This is a genomic window from Chryseobacterium sp. BGARF1 (assembly GCF_001677955.1).
GTDB lineage: Bacteria > Bacteroidota > Bacteroidia > Flavobacteriales > Weeksellaceae > Chryseobacterium.
The window spans coordinates 90,579-110,454 of record NZ_LELA01000033.1 but is presented as its reverse complement, the minus strand read 5'-3'; the positions used below and the strand labels follow the sequence as shown (position 1 = coordinate 110,454).

General features: G+C 34.4%; 21 protein-coding genes. 2 read left to right on the top strand and 19 right to left on the bottom strand.

Features of this window, described 5'->3' with window-relative positions; all coding sequences use genetic code 11:
• The first annotated feature begins 89 nt into the window (after positions 1–89).
• Entirely contained in the window at positions 90–305 is a 216-nt protein-coding gene (locus AB671_RS06120; protein ID WP_066674241.1) for a hypothetical protein, read from the top strand.
• Between the two features lie 9 nt (positions 306–314).
• On the opposite strand, the gene AB671_RS06115 is transcribed toward AB671_RS06120, so the two are convergent.
• The 4 genes from AB671_RS06115 to AB671_RS06100 are packed head-to-tail and all read right to left on the bottom strand — an operon-like array spanning position 315 to position 3,076.
• A complete protein-coding gene (locus tag AB671_RS06115) occupies positions 315–680 on the bottom strand; it encodes a hypothetical protein (RefSeq protein WP_066674244.1) in 366 nt (121 codons plus the stop codon).
• A 1-nt stretch (position 681) separates the two neighbouring features.
• Positions 682–1,308: an SOS response-associated peptidase family protein gene (locus AB671_RS06110; RefSeq protein WP_066674247.1), complete on the bottom strand. Its 627-nt coding sequence runs from the start codon at positions 1,306–1,308 to the stop codon at positions 682–684.
• A gap of 44 nt (positions 1,309–1,352) precedes the next feature.
• Positions 1,353–2,609, bottom strand: coding sequence for a Y-family DNA polymerase (locus tag AB671_RS06105; RefSeq protein WP_066674250.1), 1,257 nt, complete (start codon positions 2,607–2,609; stop codon positions 1,353–1,355).
• Positions 2,606–3,076 (bottom strand): LexA family protein, encoded by a 471-nt coding sequence (locus AB671_RS06100; RefSeq protein ID WP_066674252.1) that lies wholly within the window; start codon positions 3,074–3,076, stop codon positions 2,606–2,608. The genes AB671_RS06105 and AB671_RS06100 overlap by 4 nt, the downstream gene beginning before the upstream one ends.
• 389 nt (positions 3,077–3,465) lie before the next feature.
• On the opposite strand from AB671_RS06100, the gene AB671_RS06095 reads away from it, so the two are divergent.
• The gene (locus AB671_RS06095; protein ID WP_066674256.1) at positions 3,466–3,990 is read left to right on the top strand and encodes a hypothetical protein; all 525 of its coding nucleotides are present in this window, start codon (positions 3,466–3,468) and stop codon (positions 3,988–3,990) included.
• A 46-nt stretch (positions 3,991–4,036) separates the two neighbouring features.
• Here AB671_RS06095 and AB671_RS06090 read toward each other — a convergent pair whose 3' ends face one another.
• The 15 genes from AB671_RS06090 to AB671_RS06020 all read right to left on the bottom strand — a co-directional run bounded on the left by AB671_RS06090 (position 4,037) and on the right by AB671_RS06020 (position 19,873).
• The gene (locus tag AB671_RS06090) at positions 4,037–4,594 is read right to left on the bottom strand and encodes an N-acetylmuramidase family protein (RefSeq protein WP_066674258.1); all 558 of its coding nucleotides are present in this window, start codon (positions 4,592–4,594) and stop codon (positions 4,037–4,039) included.
• Positions 4,591–5,157 carry a hypothetical protein gene (locus tag AB671_RS06085; RefSeq protein WP_157444147.1) on the bottom strand — a complete coding sequence of 189 codons (567 nt, stop codon included), beginning with the start codon at positions 5,155–5,157 and terminating at the stop codon, positions 4,591–4,593. The genes AB671_RS06090 and AB671_RS06085 overlap by 4 nt, the downstream gene beginning before the upstream one ends.
• On the bottom strand, positions 5,123–5,638 hold the full coding sequence (locus AB671_RS06080; RefSeq protein WP_082987243.1) for a hypothetical protein: 516 nt from the start codon (positions 5,636–5,638) through the stop codon (positions 5,123–5,125). The genes AB671_RS06085 and AB671_RS06080 overlap by 35 nt, the downstream gene beginning before the upstream one ends.
• A 51-nt stretch (positions 5,639–5,689) precedes the next feature.
• Positions 5,690–8,443, bottom strand: coding sequence for a phage tail protein (locus AB671_RS06075; protein WP_066674268.1), 2,754 nt, complete (start codon positions 8,441–8,443; stop codon positions 5,690–5,692).
• Between the two features lie 63 nt (positions 8,444–8,506).
• On the bottom strand, positions 8,507–10,741 hold the full coding sequence (locus AB671_RS06070) for a sialate O-acetylesterase (RefSeq protein ID WP_066674270.1): 2,235 nt from the start codon (positions 10,739–10,741) through the stop codon (positions 8,507–8,509).
• Between the two features lie 7 nt (positions 10,742–10,748).
• Positions 10,749–11,768, bottom strand: a complete 1,020-nt coding sequence (locus AB671_RS06065) for a hypothetical protein (RefSeq protein WP_066674272.1) — start codon at positions 11,766–11,768, stop codon at positions 10,749–10,751.
• Positions 11,765–12,256 carry a hypothetical protein gene (locus AB671_RS06060; protein WP_066674274.1) on the bottom strand — a complete coding sequence of 164 codons (492 nt, stop codon included), beginning with the start codon at positions 12,254–12,256 and terminating at the stop codon, positions 11,765–11,767. Before AB671_RS06060 ends, AB671_RS06065 begins: the two co-directional genes overlap by 4 nt.
• A complete protein-coding gene (locus AB671_RS06055; RefSeq protein ID WP_066674288.1) occupies positions 12,256–17,049 on the bottom strand; it encodes a tape measure protein in 4,794 nt (1,597 codons plus the stop codon). The genes AB671_RS06060 and AB671_RS06055 overlap by 1 nt, the downstream gene beginning before the upstream one ends.
• Positions 17,049–17,258, bottom strand: coding sequence for a hypothetical protein (locus tag AB671_RS06050; protein ID WP_066674290.1), 210 nt, complete (start codon positions 17,256–17,258; stop codon positions 17,049–17,051). Before AB671_RS06050 ends, AB671_RS06055 begins: the two co-directional genes overlap by 1 nt.
• Positions 17,255–17,785 carry a hypothetical protein gene (locus tag AB671_RS06045; RefSeq protein WP_066674292.1) on the bottom strand — a complete coding sequence of 177 codons (531 nt, stop codon included), beginning with the start codon at positions 17,783–17,785 and terminating at the stop codon, positions 17,255–17,257. Before AB671_RS06045 ends, AB671_RS06050 begins: the two co-directional genes overlap by 4 nt.
• Before the next feature lie 59 nt (positions 17,786–17,844).
• Positions 17,845–18,345 carry a hypothetical protein gene (locus AB671_RS06040; RefSeq protein WP_066674295.1) on the bottom strand — a complete coding sequence of 167 codons (501 nt, stop codon included), beginning with the start codon at positions 18,343–18,345 and terminating at the stop codon, positions 17,845–17,847.
• 19 nt (positions 18,346–18,364) lie between these two features.
• Positions 18,365–18,763: a hypothetical protein gene (locus tag AB671_RS06035; RefSeq protein WP_066674296.1), complete on the bottom strand. Its 399-nt coding sequence runs from the start codon at positions 18,761–18,763 to the stop codon at positions 18,365–18,367.
• The gene (locus AB671_RS06030) at positions 18,760–19,236 is read right to left on the bottom strand and encodes a hypothetical protein (RefSeq protein WP_066674298.1); all 477 of its coding nucleotides are present in this window, start codon (positions 19,234–19,236) and stop codon (positions 18,760–18,762) included. The genes AB671_RS06035 and AB671_RS06030 overlap by 4 nt, the downstream gene beginning before the upstream one ends.
• Positions 19,227–19,550 carry a hypothetical protein gene (locus AB671_RS06025; protein WP_066674300.1) on the bottom strand — a complete coding sequence of 108 codons (324 nt, stop codon included), beginning with the start codon at positions 19,548–19,550 and terminating at the stop codon, positions 19,227–19,229. Before AB671_RS06025 ends, AB671_RS06030 begins: the two co-directional genes overlap by 10 nt.
• Positions 19,547–19,873 carry a DUF6706 family protein gene (locus tag AB671_RS06020; protein ID WP_123873349.1) on the bottom strand — a complete coding sequence of 109 codons (327 nt, stop codon included), beginning with the start codon at positions 19,871–19,873 and terminating at the stop codon, positions 19,547–19,549. Before AB671_RS06020 ends, AB671_RS06025 begins: the two co-directional genes overlap by 4 nt.
• Between the last annotated feature and the right edge of the window lie 3 nt (positions 19,874–19,876).

Sequence of the window (19,876 nt, the reverse complement as noted above, 5' to 3'; positions counted from 1 at the left end):
TAATCCGACAAGGTGTCGGCAGGAATTTCAAACCTAAAAATGAGGAATAAAATTAAAGTATCGTTTTAATTTCTCAGTATCTTTACCTCATGGAAAACGAAGAATTAGAACGTCAAATATTAGAAATAGTACAGAAGAAACATAATGAAACGGGCGGGAATAATGGAAATGGTTTTGCTGATTTTGACCATATATTAAATATGTCACTTGAGGTAAGGAATGCGTTTTTAAAACGAATGGCAGATGAAAAGAAAATCGCCATAAGAATTGGCCCTAATGCAAGAATGATAATGTTACCGAAATAAATTAAGGAGTCAAAAACTGACTCCTTTTTCTTTCAATAAATATATTTCTCGATGAAGTATATTTTCTGTTAGTTTTTCTTCATGAGTTAAATTCCATGCATATTCCAGCCATGATAAAACATCTTTATCTTTTTCAGCGGCTAAATAAACATAAAGCTCACTTCTATTTTCATCTTCAAAATACTTTTCATCAAATGTCATCGGATGCTCGGCTTCGATTTTCCATTTAGTTTTGAAAAATCCATCGAACTCAATTTCTTTTTGATTTGCCTGATACTGGATAAATCCAACCATATCATAGTACAACTCGCTTAAGTTTTCAGAGTCTTCTGCCATATCTTGCAGAATAATCATCGTATCATTATTTAAGTCCATATCAAAATAATGTTAGAGGAGTTTTTTCGGGTTCTAAATTTTCAAACATTAAATTTGGCGAATAATTTGGAAATTGAAACTCTTCAATTGGTTTTTGATCAAGAAATTCTCTTCCCATTTTTTCATCTAAAGTAATTATCATTCGATTATGGATTTCTGCCTGAGTTGGATTTGGCAAAGTAGTTACCAATCCAAAGCCTAAATTTCCATCAGACCAAATATCGTAAAAGCCAGCAATGTAGAACTGAGCTTTATCTTTCCAAAACATTTCATGCTTTTGCTTCACAGGGGTTTTCTTTCCAGGAACCGATACCGTTTTATGTTCGTAATAAGAGCTTGCTGGAATCAAACATCGATTCTTTTCTATCTTTCGGTAAAATGTATGTGTGTTTTCGGACTGCAGGTTTTTGCCTTTAGTTGGCGCATTTGGGTTTTCCTGAGTTCCCCAATAAGTATTAATCAAAATTATCCCGTTATGATTTACTATTGCCGGAACTGAAGGCACTGTTTGTTTAACAAATGCATTCACATTATCTCGTAAAGAATATTCCTGATCAGAATCTTCAGCGTTTAAGTCTTGAAGAGCCTTTTTGAGATTTACACCTTTTGAATTAAAATTGTAGCACATGGGGTCTAATTTTTTCGAAATGTACAAAATATATGCTAATCAATTTATGCTTTTAAAACGATTGATTCAGTGAATGAAGTAGTGTATTTTGGAGACAGATGTTTTTGATCCATCTTCCATGTTTTTTGAATATCCATTGATGCAAGTTTTACCTTGTGAGTGCCTAATTTTTTATTTAGAAAATCCATTGTACTCATTATAGGGGCATGTTTTACGTGTAAATCTTCTTCAAACATGCTTGTCATTCTCTCATTATCCGGCACGAACGTTCCAGTTATCACTCCGGCTTTTCTATATCTAAAACCATCAACAAATATTTTATTTAATGCTATTTTTGCATATTTTGAAATCTCTATTGTTGAATTACTTGGATTTGGAAGCGTAACCGTGAATGAATTAGAATATTGAGGTTGATCCATCTTAAAACGATCCGTCATAATAAATACGGTTACATGCTTACAACAAGAATTTTGTTCCCTAAGCTTTCTTGCGCATTCTGCAGCAAATGTAGAAACTCTTTCAGCCACATAATCGGGGTCTGAATTACCTTTGTCAAATGTCCGGGTAGTAGCAATGTTCTTCTTTGGCTCCTGAATAGTCAATCCATACTGTTGATCTCCCAACAGTTCCTTTTTCATTCGTACCCCGTAAATACCCATTTCATCACGAAGAAAATCGTCTGGTAATTGCGTAAAATCATATGCTGTTCTGGCTCCATATTTTTGAAATCTTTCAAAATATCTTCTTCCAATCCCCCAAACATCTTCAAGAGGAAACCATTTTAATGCAGCTTGGATTCTCTTTTCAGAATCGAGATTATAAACAGATCCTGTTTTTTCAGGATATTTCTTTGCTATTTTATTCGCAACTTTTGCCAACGTTTTTGTCGGTGCAATTCCAATGCTTGTAGGAAGATCAAGACCTTTAAAAACATCATTTCTTAATTCTCTCATTCTGTTTTCTGGATCTGAATATCCATCTAAAAAAAGAAAACTTTCATCGATTGAATAAACTTCAATGTCGTTACAATATCGCTTAACAATCTGAACTACTCTATTGCTTATATCTCCATAAAGGACAAAGTTTGCGGAGAAAACGAAAAGCCCGTCTGATTTCTCGAAATGTTTAACTTTAAAATAGGGCTCACCCATTTTTATGCCTAAAGCTTTGGCTTCATTACTTCTGGCAATAGCACAACCGTCATTATTAGATAATACAACAACAGGTTTATCCCGGCAGTCATACCGAAATATTCGTTCGCACGATGCGTAAAAATTATTGCCATCAATTAATGCTATCATAATTTTCGCCAGTTTCTAAAAGTCCACGTAACCACTCCCCACAAAAAGAATTCAGTTTCGTCGTTAATGTCGAAATGTGAGAAATCAGGATTTTCTGATTTCAATTTTAATTCCTGAAGCTGATTATTCTCATCATATTTTGGTTTAAATCTTTTAATGAAGAACTGATTTTCAATAATTGCAGCTACAATATCATTCGGCTTTGCTTCGATTCCCTTTTGAATTAGGCACCAGTCACCATCAAGAACCCCAATATCTTTTAAGGAATCACCTGAAATTCTACCCGGAAAAGTAGTGATTGGGTCTTTCACTAAAAGCTTTAAAAAATCAATACTATCATCGGGAAAATCCAATGCTGCACTGGGAAACGAGCCATAACCACCTGCTTTCAAGCTTTCATTTAAAGGCTTCAAAATCAATGACTCAGCATTGTCTAACTTAAATATTTCTAAATTACCATCTTCCATTTTGCAAAGTTATGTCGTTTTTAAATACAGATATTTAAAACTTATCCACAGCAAAAATGAATGTCTAATGCGACAAAACATGACGTATAAAAAACAACCCCGCAAATGCGAGGTCGATTGTCAAACAATTATATGAAGTAATTGCTTTTAAATCCACAATTTACATGCCATACTTTTTTTTATAAAAAAAGAGAGCTTCCGGATTGATGTTGGAAGCTCTCTTGAAATTTGAAATATATAATAGTTGGATGGTAAAACCTCTTATTCAAATTATATACCAAAATTTAGGCTTCCCTAAAAAAAAGGAAGCCTAAAAAGAATTCTAATCGGTTCGAAAACCGGCTATGTAAATTTAATAAATATTTCTATATTAGTGCAAAACTAATATTATGAATACGATACAACAATTAATAAAGTCAATCGAGCTGTCTTTCGAAAATGACAATCATTATGCAGCTTTAACTGTAGCTTTAACATTACCAGATATTTGTGGAAAATTAGAATCACCCATGAAAAAGTCGTCCGTTAGATTTATAGAATGGTTTGACAGATATTTAAAAGAAAATTTTCAGTCCAATCAACAGGGAGAATTAAATATTTTTTTAACAGCTAATGATTGTTATGCTCTAAGGTGTTCTTTCCTACATGAAGCAAATGATGATATTTCCGAACAAAGAGCTAAAGAAACTCTTGATAAAATTTCATTCGTTACAATGAATCTTCATAAAATAAAAATAGATAATGTTCTTTTTTTAAATGTAAAAATGTTTTGTATAGCAATTATTGAGGCAGTTAAAAATTGGCTTAAAGATATAGATACAGACAAAGATATTCAAGAACGTATTAATAATCTTTTAAAGATTAATACTAGCGGGTTTAGTCCGATGCCTGGAATATATCTAGGTAATCAATAACTTTAATTAACCCAAAGTTGTAAAATTAGACATCTTTGGGTTAAACTTACTTTGAGTATTTTTTATAAGCATCTGCCATTTTAACATCATACTTATTCTTTTCATATTCAGAACCATTATACAGATAAGCGAACTTTGCCCAATTTTTATTTCGAATATGATTCAGAAGACCGAAATTCTTAATATAGCGCACAAACGAATCCAGTTGTCGAGATTCTGACTCATACATTTTGTTGATAAACTCTTGAAGCGATTTGTAGCCTAGTTTCTGCCAATTATCACCCATTACTTGAAACTTTCCCCAAGAACAAGACATTAAAGCAGCTTCACGATTTAACAATGATGCTTTTTGTAATTTTGTATGCTGTTCAGATTCTTTGCCATATCCTCCAGGAATCTTATTACAAATATCTGGATTTGAAATAGCATATTTTCCATTTGTGTATTTATAAAATCGGTGACGTTCAAAAAGAATCTTGGGTTCACCTGATGGAAGAAACCCTAAGCCTCGACTTTCAACTTCTGCAACCGCCTTAATCGCTGCAACTTCACAGCCTAATTCTTTGGCTGCATTAATATAGTCTTGTTCTGTTAATGTTTTCATTTTTTAAAATATTTATATGTGAAAAAGATGAAGATTAAAAAAAAGATAACGATTGTAATGACAATCCAAGTTCCTGCTTGAGGGCCATTTGCTTTTATTTTTTTCGTTTCTTCAGAAACAGCAGAAGCGACATCTTTTATAGTTTCTTTTGAAACTGCCGTCTTCGCTAAATCCTGAATGATATTTGTTGATTCTTCTTTTTTGGTTTGCTGATTTTCTTCATAAGATTTTTTATATTGATTATTGATAGAATATTCCGCATTACCTATAATAGAAATACTTTGAATAGTATCTTTACCTATGATATTATGGTAAACTAAAGGATTTAAAGAATCGCTTTTCCCTTTTATTATAATATCTCCTGAAAAGTCTTCCTTCTTGTTTTGCGTGTTTTGATCTGTAATCTTTTTTGAATCTTCTTTTTTGAATACCTCTTTTACAGAATCTAATTTCACTCTTATAACTTCAGTTTTGCCTTCTTTTGTAAAGGAAACTGATTTTTGCCTTGTTCTGCAACTGAATATTAAGCTACTCAGCAGAATCAGAATTAATATCTGTTTCATTGTTTTTTAGATTTAGATCATTAATATTTAATGTTTTGTTGAATTTTTCAAACTTCTTTAAAAATGCCAATGGTGGGAATTTACCATCGGTTATGATTCCAATATTCACCAAAGCGTTTCCTGCAGGATAAATGAATATCATTATTTTAGAGGCTACTTTAAAGTAGATGCTGTCAAGCTCTGCATCTGAAATTATCTGAATAAAAGCTTCGGTGAGAAAGTAAACAAGAATTACCAATGCTATTTTTTGAGAAAATCCGGTAATCATTTTCCTTGGCGAAAAAGTGTTGAATTTCATATGTTTCCAGATTCCCGCAATTAAATCAGCAATCAAAGCTAATCCAAGAACAAAAATGAAAACATAGCTTTCCAAATACCATCCTGTAATCCTTTCAGAAATAGTCAACCCTACAGCCGGAACCATTGCCAATTGAAAAGATGACCACATTTTGCCAGCAATTCCACCAGAGTGAATTGACATCAAATTGTTTATTACAAATTGTTTAATCATTATCTTTTTGTTGATGTTTTATTATCCGATGAATAGTCCATTCTGAAAATGACAAATTGTTCCCCCAATATTTTTTTGACCTGAAAATCCCTCTTGTAACGTTCCCGCCAAATGAGGCACATATACCTTAATGCCCTTAAAGCCGTTTGAATCGATATTATTTAAAAACAAGAATCCGGAACCTATTTCGAGTGCATTGTTTACAGTGCCTCCAAAAGCATTCAAGCTCAATCCAGTATTTAAAATACTATTTCCAGTTGCTAAAATTGAAGCTGCTTCATTTATATTATTTGAACCTAAGTTTTTATTGCTTCTAATTTTGAAATTACTATAGATTTGAGAATTTTGATTAACATCAGCACTTATTACAAGACCATCAATTAAATCACCTGAATTATCCCTTGTTCCAAAAAATAACTCTCCGTTTTGGCTTGTTAATGATTTTGGCGTTATTTGCCATCCACCAATATTACCTTCGGTTGAATTAATTTTCCCTTTAATCTCAGCATTTTCAGCAATCATTTTACCATTATCTAAAACACGGAAAGGTGCATTGTTTTTATCGGAATATGGCGCACCTGCTCCTATTCTTATACTTTCATCACCATTATCTGTAATGCTTGAAATAAAGGCATTTCTTTCGGTTTCATCTCCAACCTCAATAATTTGAGACATTAGTAATCCGCCATCAATAGAAGTAAATCCATCAGAGCCATTTAGAAACTTGATTTTACCTTTTATTTCTCCGGTATCTAAATTGAAGTAAGTCTGCATATCCAACGAAGAAATGATTCCTGTACGAATAAGACCTCCGTTTATCGTAGTAGTTCCGATATTAATGGAAAGGACTCTTTGCCCTTCAAAAACAGGATGTAAAAGACCTAATAAAAAATAAAAATCATTAACATTATCATCGAATTTTATTTGTTCTTGAGTAAATTCGATTATCGCATCTGTTCCTGTTTTTGAACAAACAGCATAAACATATCGATATTCATCATCGGAAAGAACGACGTTGTTTTCTGCAATATTCCAAGTCTTATCGAAAGTTTGCGAATAGATCACACCTGCATTTGCTTTGACTTTGTTTTTATTTCCGTCAACCATTAATTCAAAAACTACTGAACAACTTACCTGCTGGGATTTTGCCCCAACAGAAAGCATATTAGTTTCAATGGATTCGGGTTTGATGTTTTCCGGCCAGAAATAACCATCAGTATCAAAAGCGAGATTTTGAAGTTCCTGAGTAGTTTTCAATCCAAGCTTTGAATAGTTGATATTTCCGAGGCTGGTAATCGAAAGAATATTCTTAATTTCTTTCACGTCCAAAACTACTTGTGAAGCATAATTGATTTCATAAGAATCAGCAATTGTAACTTTGTATCTAAATGGATTATATTTTCCATTTTCGATGAAATTTACAGTCGTTGAATTTATCCTAAGCATTTTATTAATACCTAAATCGGAATCAAAAACAGTCACATAATCGCCTATATCAAAGTTTCCGACACCTATTTTTTCCATGTAGTTTTCATCCACTTCCAAATCATAAGAAACTTTTGCATTTTTATGAAGTTCAAACTGTTCAAGTCCTTTTACCAATAATTCATTTTCAGCCTTATCAATATAAGTCTGTGGCATGACGATATCCAAGATCACATATTCATCACCTAAAGCAAATTGGAAAGCTTCAGAATCTACATCTGGGAACTTCTGGCCAGAATCATTTGTGAATGGAATTATCTCGAAAGTTTTTGAAGCATGACTGTAGCCGCCTTTTTTTATTTCAAATTCATATCCTGCAAAGTTTCCTGTATTGAAGTGAATTTTTGCCGATGTTCCGGCAATCAGGTATTTCGTGGTAACTCCATCCGTTTCTTTTGCATTCAAATCGAAATCCATCCCACTATCAACAAACTTGAATTTTGTATCTCCTAAAGCGGAAATCTTTCCAGTTCTTTTAGGGTAAATCTCATCAAATGTGATTGAGCCTTCTTTCAATCCGAATCCTGCAATTAAACTTTGATCTTCAATAAAATCAGCAGTCGGTAACATTAAATTCATTGAGAAGTTTCTATAGCCGTTGGGAATGTTTTCGGTACCACCTAAAACGTAAAGCCTATTGATAATATCGTTGTCGTCAACATTTGAGCGGTTTAATCCGTACAATCCTTTACCCTTTCCATATTCGAATGTCAGCGGTAGTTTTCTCCCGAAATCCCCTGTATGAATCACGATCTTATCATTCTCAATTTTTACCCAAAAATCTACTTTAAATTCATCGCAAATTTTTTGCAAAGCCGAAAGGCAAGAATCATCACCAAAAGTTATTGTCTTGGTTTCTCCATTGGTAAAATTCCCTATTTCCCAATCCAAAGAAAGCCTCTGCATATTGTTTTTAAGGCAAATCAAAAACGTTTCAATAGTTCCGATTAAGGGAAATTCTAAATTGAATTTTTGCCCAGTTCCGTCAGCGTTGAAATACTTGCAACGCTTCATATCATACATCAATCCCTCAGCAATAATATCATATTCATGTTCTGTATCGCTGATTTTATTGACATTCGGCAAAGCGTTCAGCCTGTAAATTGAGCCAAAAAGAACAAAGTAGTCATTGATTTTTATATCTAAAACAGAACTTGATTTCATTCGGATGGTTAATGTATCATCAGAAAGCAAAGCTCTACTTATTGCCGCTGATTCAACAGAACGCTTCCCTCTTTCAACTAAATTGAAAAGAGGTGAGCTGTTTCTATATAATGTTATATTGTTCATTTTTAATTAATTAATTAATTAATTAATTAATTAATTAATTAATTAATAAAGTTGAATTAAAACTTAAATCAATGTGGTAGTGACCATCTTGTCAAAAAAACTATTTGCCAAATCCAAATTTCCAGCAGCATTGAAATGTAAAACATCAGATTTCAAAAGAGAAATGTCATTAGTAACAGGCACGTAATGTACATATGCATCCTCTGTATCAAGTCGCACCTTTGCATTCTCAACTCCGTATCTCCAATCTGTTGATTTTGTCGAAATTCCGCCCAAGAAAAAAGGTAGCGTAGGATTATTAACGACCCCTCGAAGAAATGATATAACATTTTTTAAATTTTGGTAATAATTATCTACGTCAACTTTATCACTTTCTCCCTGATGCATTAAGACCCCCACGATTTCAAATTCTGTTCCTGCTGTTTTAATAGCATTCAATATCATAGTTTTAAATTCCAATGAAAGTTTTCGTTTGCCTGTTGGTATGTCTTCAAATTTTGGCGTCCAATATCCCGAAGAAACAGTTGATAAGGTCGAAATAGAAGTACCTCCGACCGCAAGTTTTATTGCATAAAAATCAGAAGAAATTTTTGTATTTATTTTTTTAAATAATTCTAAATCAAACGCAAACATATCGTTACTTGCGAGGTTAAAATTAGAGAAAACACCATTTGATGAATTTGTGAATTTCACATAAGGCAAAATCCTTCCTGAGTCTATGAACCATTGCGGCTGCTCTACCGAATCAGCTCTTCCATGCGCATTGCTTTGTCCGATGATTAAGAACGCTTTCTTTTTTGTAATAATCTGTAAAGGTGAATTTCCCCTGTTGAAGAAATCCAAAGCCACAACACTTCCCGAACTATCAACAACAGGAGATGTTGATTCAGGAAGTAATTCAGGTTTTAATAATCCGTAATTTACCTCTGTCACGCTATTTCCTTTTTTAACAGATAATGTTCTTTCATTTACATTTACCGTAAACACGCACTCGATAATTCTATCATCATTCGGAACTATAAACGAATAACCACCTGTAACAACAGTCAAAGCATTACCGTTTATTCTACCCACCACATCGCCATTTATATCAAAAAAAGTGATAAAAGGATTGTAGCCCAATGTCGTATTTCCAATATTTTGAACTATATACTTACTGCCTTTTACTACATTTACGAAATTAGTTCTGTATATAGAGCTTGATGCAGTAATGGTAGTTTTGTTTGTTGCAGAGCTGTTGAAGTATCCAGAGGTAAATAGGTTTATTAATTCGATTGGAACATTTATAATTTCAGATTTTTTTAAAAAAGTTCCATCAGGTATTAAATCTAGCTTAAACTTATATTCAGTTTCTTGACCAACAAATTCCCCTGTCTTTAAAACAATTGTAGCTGCCATACCATTATTAAAAGAAGCAGCAACAAACTTAGCATCAGCAGGCGGGATGAATCTCCAACCACCTGCAACAGCATTTGGAATATTAAAATCCGTACCATAAAGAGTAGATACCATTGTACCATCAGCTTTATAATAGCGAATGTTAAAGGCTGATCCCGTGGCTGTAATTTGTGCTGCTGTAACGCCCGATAAAACGAATGATGTAAAATCAATCGTAATCATATTAGTCTTTGACTGAGTGCTACTATTATGCTGAGCGGTGTTGGTAACTCCCCAGTATCCTGACGTAATTCCTGTGATTAAATTTACACCCCAATTTTTAACATTAAATATTCTATCGGATCCATCGCAGAATTTCCATTTATAGCTATCCCCAGGCACATCTAAAATCGTAGCAATCTCTCCATCTTTAAGCTGAAATAAACCACCATTATTAATGGTTTGCACTTTCTCACTTCCAGAATTTTGAAGAGGAAAATCGCCCGATGGAATGTCACTGAAATTGACAATGCTCTTTTTAGCTTGAGGCATTGCTTTTAAGTTTACTTCAGTAACTCCATTTTTCACCCATAACTGAACTAAGTTTCCATTTAAATTACCAGATGATATTACAATAGAATTATTTCCGGAATCTTTAAAATTTGTAAAAGTACCCGCTACTTTAACATCATACTTTTCATACAAGTCTGGTTGCCCAGAAGCCCAAGGCGTGGGAATTGTTGAAGGAATTGCCTCGCCTTTAATTCCCGATTGCGTAGCTGCTTCAACTTCTTTTCTCCAAGCGTTGTCCTGCTCTTTTGTATACACAGAGCCAATTTTTGAACCTGCATCGACTGTCGCAAAGTTATCAGGAGGAATAATATCGTTTACGTTAACTGTTATTTGATTTAAGTCTGCCATTGTTTTTCTATATTTTTTCCCAAAGAATTTCCGCTTCGGTTTGTAAATTTTTAATTTCTTCTATGTTTCCGGCGATGATGATTATCTTCTCTTTTCCAATCATATCTTGCCATTCTCCGATTATTTCGGCTGTTTCTACTTTTGCATTTCCGTAAGTAAGATTGCTGATTTCGTTTCCGTCGGAATCCAGAACTTTGTAGATGAATTTTCCGTAATCAGACATATTAAGTTCAGTAAAAGCTTCAAGAGAGTTATATCCCGTTTTTCCGTTTGTGATTTCAGAAAGAGCAACTGCTTGATAGGTATTGTCTGGATTTCTTCCAATTACGACCAAAATCAAATCTTTCGGTGCAGTAAGAACCACTTCAACTGAAAATCTGAAAGCCGTTTCATCGGTGGGAATCGTGTATGCTTCATAGAAATCTGCATTTACACCGCTTACTGAAATCAGATTGATTCCTGAGCTTTCATAAGATGGTGATTCGTAATTCTTAGTGAAGTTTACATTTCCTCTGGCTATCTGCTTCGTACCGTCGCCAAAGAATATTTCTGTTTCGGTTGTAGACTCGTAAGAAAGTTTAAACTTATCAAGAGATGTTTTTAGAATGGTTTTAATCGGGTTCGGTTCGATAAGGTTAATAGTAAACACACCCACCATTCTACCCTTTCTGAATGTTTTCTCCAAGGCAATATCTTCCTGCATGTAAACTTCGTAAGCCAAAGTTTTAAATTCAAAAGGAACAATATGGAGTCTTTGAGTTCCTGTTTTGGTAAATTGATTTTTAAAATCTAAAAACCGAGCATTCATCACTTCCCAATTCTCGCCATCAACAAAACATTTTAATTGAATCTTTCTTTCCTTGAATTTTACGTTTCGTAAATCCGGAGAGGTACCGTGATATTCTGCCCAATCATAAGACTGTACGTTTTTTCTTTCCAAAGCATCAGTGAGACCAATAGAATCAGAAACATAAACTTCAAAATCACGAAAGTTTTTATTGTTGACAAAATACTTTACCTCACTCATTTTTTGAAAGTTGATGATTGTACTTTTACATTTCCAATGCTTTTCAAATTTTGATTTCCATAACAGAAAACATTTACCAAAGCTTTGTCTAAACATTCGATTTCTACCTCAGCATTATCAAGTAAATTGATAAAAAGAACAGCATTGTCTTTAGTTTGAATTTTCGCCTTCGTATTGTGTCTTAGAATTAGTTTACCTACTGAGTACTTATTATAATTAAGATTTACATCAGAATCACCGAAATAAGCAGCCTCAAACTCATTTACATTACTTCCAATGAAATCTGTATGAATTCCAAATACATCAGATTTACCTTTGAAAGCTCTTAAAGTTTCAAGATTTGGAAAGTCGTTTTCCATACTCCAATCGTCGCCAGCGAAGTACATTTTACATAGACTTTCCAGAGAAGAATCATTTTTCATTTTCTCCTGCCACTCTCTGCATAAATTCAACTTAACAGCCGATTTAAAAATGTTTTTATTTTCCATTATGGTATACCGGCTAAACCGCCTCCGTTTTTCTTGATTTTAGAATTTAAATCCGCAAGATCATTAGCCATTTTCTTAGTGTTAACTTCAATTTGACTTAAAACATTAAGCTGATTTTTGAAGGTGTTTTGATTAGCCTGGTGAATTTTTAGGATTGCAACGACATTAATACGAACAGCATTAAATTGTGCTTCCAGTGCTCCGGCGGTCTTTTCTGTAATTCCTTTGATGTCACCTTTCATACCTTGAGCGTTTTCAGCGGCGGAACCGAATAAATCCTCATATTGCTTGAGAGCATCCATATATTGCTGCATAGCAGTTTTTCCAGTAGCTTTTGTCGCTTCTCTTTCAGCCTCTGTCAAACCGTCAAATGACCCCGAAACAACATTGGCTGCAATTTGCTGATTCAGAACAGCTATTTTCTCTAATAAATCTTTTTTAGTGGCATTGAGACTGGCTGCTTTAAATGAACTTGCGGTTGGTAATTGTTTGTCTATTTCTGCTATTTGATCTTTCATATCCTTTAATAGCTTAGCTTGTTCTGCCGTTGCTCCAGACAAACTGCCATACCCCATTGAAGCATATAGTTGATCCACCATGCTTTCTACTGCTGGTTGTAATATTTTTATCTTCAAAGCATTAGCAACGGCATTTCGCATTACATCATCTACTACTTTTTCAAATGAGTTTGCGGCATCTTCTCCTTTTCCGAAAGCGTCTATCAGAGCTTTTGCTATGTTTTCAGATAAATCCTTAAAGTTTGTAGTTGTTACACTTGTTTTAAAATCATCAATTAACTGTTGTATTTGTTGATTGATTTCTTTTATCTGCTGACTATATGCTTCAATTTTATCTTGATTTTCGCTCTTCTTTGCATTCTCTTCTGATTTCATGTTTAGGAGAATTTTTTGCTGCTCTTTTAGGTTTGCAATTAACTCACGCTGTTTTTCAATTTGCCCTTCGCCAGCAGTTTGCTCTATTACATACTGTAATTGTTGGTAAGAGAGTTTTAAGTCATCAACCGCTCTTTGCCATGATTTTACATGTCGATCTTTATCGTTATCCCCATTTAATAATTTAGAGGCAGCGCTAACAATTTGAACAATACCGGAAATCATTTGTCCGTAATTTTGAGAGAAGTAGCCCACCACAGTATTCACAATACCATCAACCAACTGTTGAACTTCAGCAAGCGTTTGCTTTAAGTCGTCTGAAAGCCCCCCGAAAGCATCACCAATATTTACAACAATGTCAATCATTGCATTTGCTGCAGCCCCAGCAACTTCCGTAATTCCGACAAATGATAATTCTAATTCTTTGAGTTTATCTTTATACTGTTGGCTATTTTTACCAAACTTCTTTTCTACTTCATTCAGTTCCTCTCTTTTTTTCTTATAGTTTTGAACAGCTATGCCGATTGCCTCGAAAGGATTTCTTTTTCCAACAGTCTCCTCTATTTTTAAAATTTGCTCTTGAATAGCCTTTAATTCAGTAGGAGCTAAATTTTTATTAACTGCCAAATATTGAAGTAAACCATCTCTCAACTTTAAAAGAGATTTAGTTCCAACACGATCTAGGTCACCAAACGCTTTAACCCATAAGTCGGTTTTTTGAAGGTTTTTTAAAGAAAGCGCTGATATTTCTTCTCCTTGTAATTTATAGGAACGATCTTTTAACTTAGTTTTTTCTTCGGGAGACACATCTGCTTTCTCCTGTAATTCCTTCCTAATATCATCCCATTTAGCAATGATATCAGTTTGTTTTTTTTGGAAATTTTCTTCCTCTTTTAAAAACTCAGTAAAAGAGTCTTTTTTCTGTTGTAATAAGTTTCGATTTAAATCCTGTGCATATTTATTTACATCAAGGAAAAGTTTCGAATTACCTTCTTTCTCAAATAATCCGGTGGTGTATTTTTCTAAAAATTCTTGCTGGTCAAAAAGAGAAGAAATTGATTTTAATGCACTATCAATTTCACGTTTGATGTTTTCAAAAGGAGTTTCAGAGCCGTTTAATTCAGAGATTTTTTGCTGAAGAAAAAGAATATCTTTTTTATCCTTTTCTGTTAATAGTCCGGTAGTTTGTTTTGCTCTTAAAACCTGTTCTTGTTTTTCTAAATATTCAAGATAGTTTTGAGCACCATTAAATAACTCTTTATATTGAGCATCAGCGGTTTCCTTACCATAAAATTCAGACATTTTATAGTAATTATTCCATTGACGTTCTGATTCGTCAATTCGTTCCTGGAAAGACTTGTATTGCTTTTTATTAATTTCATCATTTATTGCCTCAAGACGTTTTCCTGCTTCTTCCGCAGAAACAACCTCACCAGTGTAAAAAGGATTACCTTTCTTATCTTTATCCTTCCCGAATTTATCAAGCTTACGAAGCTTTACCATACCATCTTGTGCGGTGTCATAGGCATCTTGTAATAAAGATGCTCTTTGTTGAAGTTCTTTAATGGATCCTTTAGGAAGTATTTCAGCTAACTGACCTTCTTGTTTTTCTTTTTTAGGATTTAATAATTCCTGAAGCAATTTTATTTTATCTCTAATCTTCTGATATGCAGCTTGAGTCGGAGCACTATCAGCGGCTGCTTCTAGTTCCTCGATTTGAGCCTTTATTTTTTGAGCCCAACCTTTTTTAGCAGGAGATTTATCTTCTGTAATTTCTGTTTCTGTAATATTTACGCCTCGTTTTGCGAGATTTTCTAGTTTTTTATTTATTTCTTTTTTTTCTTCTTCCTTAGATTTAAGAGTTCTATCTACACGCTCCTTTTTTCTTTCTTTTAGACTCCAGTTAAAACTACTATCGAAATCTGTGAAATCATCCCACATATCGCCAAGACCGAAATCTCCTCGAGTGTTTTTTAAATCTTCAGTATCTATTTCTAACCTTCCTAATTCATTAACATATCTCTTTGCCTCGGCTTCAAGCTTCAACATTTCAATATATTTCTGAATCATTCCTGTAGCTTTCCCAGTTTTTACAGCCTCTGCATCTAATTGATCAAGTCTTCCATTAGTTAGTAATGCAATTCTTTTATAGGCGGCAGCTTTCGTATCTTCTGATGAGGTTTGATCTTCAACAACTTTAATTAAAGCCTTTATTTTTGCTTCTTGTTCAGTAATTGTTGAAATCTGATTCTTAGCATCGTCATTCATTCTTTTCTGCGATTCTTCAGCAACCGTTAAGGCAGTATTATATTTATAAATAGCATATCCCAATGCTATAATCAAGGCCGTTGCTAAAGCATACGGATTAGCAAACAATGTTGCATTTAAGAATGATGCAGCTTTTGCCGCTGCCGTCATGGCAAGAGTTTGTGCTGTTTGAGCGAATGTTAATCTTTGAGTTGATAAAGTATTAAGCGTTTTTGCTGCTGTTTGCTCAATCTCAGTAGCCGTCTCTACCGTATTAGTTACCGCTGATAAACTTGTAGCTGTATTTTTAAGTTGAGTTTGTGTTGTTTGGAATTCAGTCGCTGTAGTTAAAGCTCCCTTTCTAGCTATTGAAGCATTCTCTTGCGCTGCTTGCACAGTGTTTTGAGCTTTTTCAACATTTTTCGTAGCAATTAAAACCTCTCTAGCTGAACCATTTGCTTGAACAGATCTTAATTCTGCTTTAGCTAAAGCAAGTTGAACCTGAGCATTTCCTAAAGCTTGTGCTTTTTCGATAGCTAAAGCAATTGCTTTTTGCTTTTTCACAGCTAATGAAGAAACCTCAGCTTGAAGCGTTGCGTATTTAGTCGTTAAAGCAGCTCTTTCAGCTTGGGCTTCAGCAAGAGTTGCAGCAGTTTGTCTTTGCGTAACTATTGCACGGCCGAGTTTCATCCTTTGCGAAAAAGATAAATACCCTATTTCCGTTGCTAATGTTTTATTCGCTACTGATTGAGCAGCTGAAGTGACCATTATAGCTGCTTTATATGCTCCATACGACAATACAAGAGTTTTTATTATTTCGAATAACTCTTGATAATGCTCAACTAAATGTGTTAATCCATCAATACCGTCGTAAAGAATACCTTCATTAGCTTGACCAATTTTGTTTAGCATTTGATCCCATTGATCGCCAAGATTCGAAACTCTTCCAGACATTGAGGTAGACTGTTTTTCCATTAATTCGAAAAACATTCCTCCCTCGCTTGTCAGATTTTTGATTACCTGCTCAACATCTTTAAAACCTACCTTGCCAGCCTCAATCATACCTTTGATAGCTGTCTCATCAGTTTTTAGAACCTTGGCTAATTCAGCATACATTGGAATACCAGCTTCGGTGAACTGACGCATTTCCGTACCCATTAATCTTCCGGCAGCTTTTACCTGACCATATGCAAGAATAATTCTATCAATAGGAACTGAAACCCCTGCGGAAATGTTTCCGATCCTAGTTAAAGTATCTAAAAGGTCTTTCGCAGGAACCTGGAATGCAAGAAGTTGTTTCGCACCTACAGATACATCTTTTAAAGAAAACGGAGTTTTAGCAGCCAGATCAACCATTTGCCCCATCAATACCTTAGCCTTATCAGCACTTCCAAGCATTGTAGAAAATGCAATTTCCGTTTTCTGGAATTCACCTCTTACATTGATAAGCTCTTTTGTAAATGAGAATAGTGTTTGAGCGGAAAAGTAACCACCGATGGCGGTACCTAAATTACGGAAAGCCGAATCCATTGATTCAGCTTCTCTTTTTGCAACTCCGGAAGCTTCACGAATGCTATTTTTGATACGAGTGATACCGGCATCAAAATTATTAACGGATAAAAGTGCATCGAAATGTAAAGCTCCCTGATTCATTATTTTATATTTCGCTTATTAAGCTCTTGAATATGTTTTGCGAAGTCTGAAGTATTCTGAGGTGTTAATTCTTTCACTTCTTCGTTCGGCTTGCCTTCTGATTTATTGTCTACGTATTTTTGACTCGGTAAGTCAGATAACATTCGTAGAATGGTTCCCCACGGAATTCCCCACATTAATTCTTTGTAGGAAATGTTTAATGTTTTCATTGCAAATCCTGCAGTTCCGTAGATAGATTTGAGACCGGTGTTTTCCCATCTACCAGACTCGTCTCCTTCGGACTTGTTATCGTCATCTGTCCTATTATTCTGATAGAGGTTATAAAATTTTTGATGTCGTACATCTGGAGTATTGCAATACTCATCTTTAATGCTATTTGTGGATTCAATTTCCACTTGAGATACTTTGAAAGTAAACCAGTAAATAATTTTACTTTCCAGTAATCATGAAGAATACTAACTGCTATAAAGCGCATGAGAGGATCTATATTCTTCTCCATTTCTTTGAAAACCGATGAATTATCATCTGAAAGAAGATTTACCTTGAGTTTTACAGCATATTTGTTTGCTTGAGTGATTGTTCCAAAATGCAAGGGTTTAATATGGAATTCACGTTTTCCAATATTGATCTTAAAACCGTGTTCTATAAGCAGATCCGCTTCCTTTTCTTCAGCTTCGATTGCGAAAGTATTTTCTGCAATAAATTCTTTGAATATTGAATCTTCAGGATTTTCCATATTTTGAAAAAATCCGTCTACAGAATGCAGACGGATTGCATTTTAATTAGTTTTTAATACTATTTCTCTCTGAAAGTAATACCTTCAACACCCGCTTTTTCAGGAGCTTGAACAGTGATTACGACTTTCATTGTCATAACACCATCAGTTCCGACAGTTCCACCAAGTGGAGTTGCCATAACTTTCCCGTTCGGAATATCAATGTCGTAACCTACTTTAGTTTCAAGTGTTACTGATTTCTCAATAATATCTTTAACTGCTGGAGGTGAATAAGTATCTTTACCTCCTACTTCCTCAACTGTACCCCCCAGATAGAAAGCCATAGTCGCTAATGAAGGGTTTGCAATTTCAAAAGTCAAAGTAGTTTCAGCGTCATTTTGACTGAGCGCCAGTCTCTTCCCTTTCTCTTCAGTTTCAACCCAGTTAATAGTTTCGTCAGTAGTTTCAAGAACTACCGTACCTTTCAAGTGTTCATCGTGCTCTGTAAGCACGGTTCCCATACCTCCATCGACAGCTTTGTCGCCTGATAGAATTTTTTTTACACCGAATGTCCAAGCCATTTTTATTTTTGATTAATTGTTATTGAATTGTTCTTGTTTTAAGTCTGATGACGGAAACCCATTCATTCTTTCCATCGACTTTATAATCACGCTGAGACTCGATTTCGATGTATGTTTTTTTATTTGGTAAATAAATTTCATCGAAAAAAGGCATTAGTAATTTTGTAGCATTATTAAGCGTTGCTAAATCGGGTCTGTAAGATGTTCCGGATTTTAAATCGCTTGCGTAAATGTTTATCAGAATTGTAGAAGGATATAAAACCAAGTCAGGAACAAGTAAAGCTCCGATAACAACATCATTTTTCGTAGAATCGAAAGGTCTCTGATCAATATAAACATCACCTGTCATGATGGTTTTAAATTGACTCGAAGCGACAATTCCGTATGCGATAGATTTTAATTCAAAAGATGTTATCATTGTGCTTTTCTCATTGAATTGACAATACTTTGTGCGACTTGCTTAATTCTGACATCTGCTAAGCTTTTTGCTGGTGCAATAACATCCAGGTGTTTAACATCCTCGATATAACTTGCGTATTCCATTCCTGCAACAACTATAAGCGCATATCCAACCTGAAAGTTTTTAGCAATTTCTTTAGCGAAATTTTCTCCTACTCTTTCTCCGGGAACTTCTTTCGAATCGAATTCAGGTCCTCTTTGCCCGGCTTCGAATTTTGACGAAATAACATTTCCGTGTTTTACAATTATATACCCGATTGAGTTTCTAAGATTTCCGGTTCTATCTGTATAAGTGTCTAAGCTTTTTGCAAGATTTACACACTCCATACCGAGAAAATTGAGATTTCTAATCATCAACTCGTCTAGCATTTTAACCTTGCCTTGCAGATATGAGTTGATTTCAGACATTTTGAAATTAGCTTCTATACCCATAATCTACAGTGTAATTGAGGAGCATCTGAAAATCTTATTACATCACCAGAAAGAATGACTTCATCTCCATTTTTGATGATAATCTTAGTATTTGCTGGAATTTTTGCAGTTCCATTCGGCATCACCACTTTTGAAGAATAATTCACAACTTCACCAGATTCTTTTGCAATGATATTTCCTGGTCCTGCTGCTCTTTCTCTACATTTACAGTGAAAAACCTCCGTAGGTTCGGAAGGAATTGGAAAACCTGTTTCCGGATCCGTTCCGCCTTCAGTATTGCTTACCACATACAAATCGTGGGGATATTGTGTCATGCTAAATAGCTTATGTCCTTAACTTGAACTTTGCCTTTTTTTAAAAGATCTTCGATTCCTAATCTGATACATTCCATAGCATACCAGCTTTCTAAAGCTTTTCGGTCATATTTGACTGAATAATCATCTTCAGATATATCGGGAGTTATCAATAACTCAAGGATTATTTCCGTGAAAAGCTTATCCATATCATCGGGTTTTGTCAAATCAAAAGCACCGTCGATTTGCTTAGAAGCAAAAAAAACGTCCAGATCTGCATCACTCATAGTGATAGACAATCGTCTAAGCTTACTTTGGAAATATTCCTTGTTTGTTACTGACATATT